Genomic DNA, 1,684 nt, shown 5'->3' on the forward strand with positions numbered 1-1,684 from the left:
ATGATTTCAGTTTATAAAACCTCCCACATTCTCAGGCTTCGCCTGTCGCAATCAAAACCTGACACTCGCTTTCCTGTTTACCAAGTGATGACGCACAAGCGTAAGCATAACCACACAAGTATAAACATATTGATGCAGATCAAAGATGCCCGTTTATGCCCGATGTAGGATCTGCGCCATCAAGAGGTCTTATGTTGGATGCAAGTCGACTCTGTGACGCACAACAACAGCATTATATTTGACCGAGGATGTTTTTTTGTCCTTCAGTTAAAGGAGCTTAATGATGAGTGAAGCTGTTACTTTACAAACCTCGGGAGTTGCTAATGAAACCCATGCTCCTGTTGTTCCCAAAGCATTATTAATTCCCTTTGTATTATTAACGGCTTGTTTTGCGCTTTGGGGACTGGCAAATAACATGACTGATGTGTTGATTGCCCAGTTCCGAAAAGTATTTTCATTGACGGATGCGCAATCGGGGTTGGTGCAGATGGCGTTTTATGGTGCCTATTTCTGTCTGGCGCTTCCCGCTGCAATTTTGATTAAAAAATACTCTTATAAATCTGGTGTACTGTTAGGACTCGGTTTGTTTGCTGTCGGCGCTTTACTATTCTACCCTGCCAGTCAAACTATGGAGTACAACCACTTCCTCGCCGCACTATTTATTCTTGCAGGTGGTTTGTCGATTCTGGAAACCAGCGCCAACCCCTTTATTCTTTCCATGGGTCCTGAAGAAACAGCAACACAACGCCTCAATCTTGCCCAATCTTTTAACCCTGTAGGTTCGATCGTCGGGGTATTGATCGGCAAGTTCTACATACTGGCACAGCTTCACCCTGCCAGCGATACTGAGCGTAGCACTATGGCAGTAGCAGAGCTGCAAGCTATCCAGTCTCAGGAATTGATGGCTGCCATGGGACCCTACATTGCTGTAGCTATTATTATTTTGGGTGTATGGTTATCAATTGCCCTGAATAAGATGCCAGCTCTTTCTGACAAGTCAGAGGCATTGAATCTCAAGAATTCGTTCGCACGTCTTGCCAGGAAAAAAATATTTGTGTGCGGTGTATTGGGGCAATTCCTCTATATGGGAGCGCAAATCGGGTGCTGGTCATGGACTATTCGCTATGTTATGACCCATATTGGTGGTACTGAAGCCGAGGCCTCTACCTACTACCTCTACTCAATTCTTCTGTTCTCCGGGGCCCGTTTTGTCTGCACATCTTTGATGCGTTATGTCACCCCCAACAGGCTTCTGGGAATCCTCTCTTTTGTTGCTGCCATGCTGACATTGGTTGTTATATACAGCGAAAGCATGCTGGGTGTATACGCTTTGATTGGTATCTCTGGCTGCATGTCCTTAATGTTTCCAACCATCTATGGGCTCTCTGTTGCTGGTCTTGGCAAGGATACTCAATTGGGCGGCAGCTGCATGATTATGGCGATTCTTGGTGGTGCAGTACTGACAACAGTCATGGGCAGTATTTCTGATGCCGCAGGCATTGGCCTGGCCTTTATTGTTCCCCTGATCGGTTTTATATACCTGACCTGGTTTGGCATGAGAGGCAGCAAAGCCTGAGTTCTCAGGGTGGACGTTAAGTCCCTCCTCCCTGCCTCTGGAAGTTAAAGACTGAACCACGAAGGGCACAAAGAGCACAAAGAAAAGCTTTTCTTTGTGCTCTTTGTG

At 46.1% G+C, this 1,684-nt stretch carries 1 protein-coding gene; it reads left to right on the forward strand.

Features of this window, described 5'->3' with window-relative positions; translation table 11 throughout:
• Positions 1 to 280: 280 nt before the first annotated feature.
• Positions 281 to 1,576: an L-fucose:H+ symporter permease gene (gene fucP / locus KDK14_RS14250; RefSeq protein ID WP_257265840.1), complete on the forward strand. Its 1,296-nt coding sequence runs from the start codon at positions 281 to 283 to the stop codon at positions 1,574 to 1,576.
• Positions 1,577 to 1,684: the final 108 nt, after the last annotated feature.

The organism is Endozoicomonas sp. ONNA2, assembly GCF_024606365.1.
Classification (GTDB): domain Bacteria; phylum Pseudomonadota; class Gammaproteobacteria; order Pseudomonadales; family Endozoicomonadaceae; genus Endozoicomonas.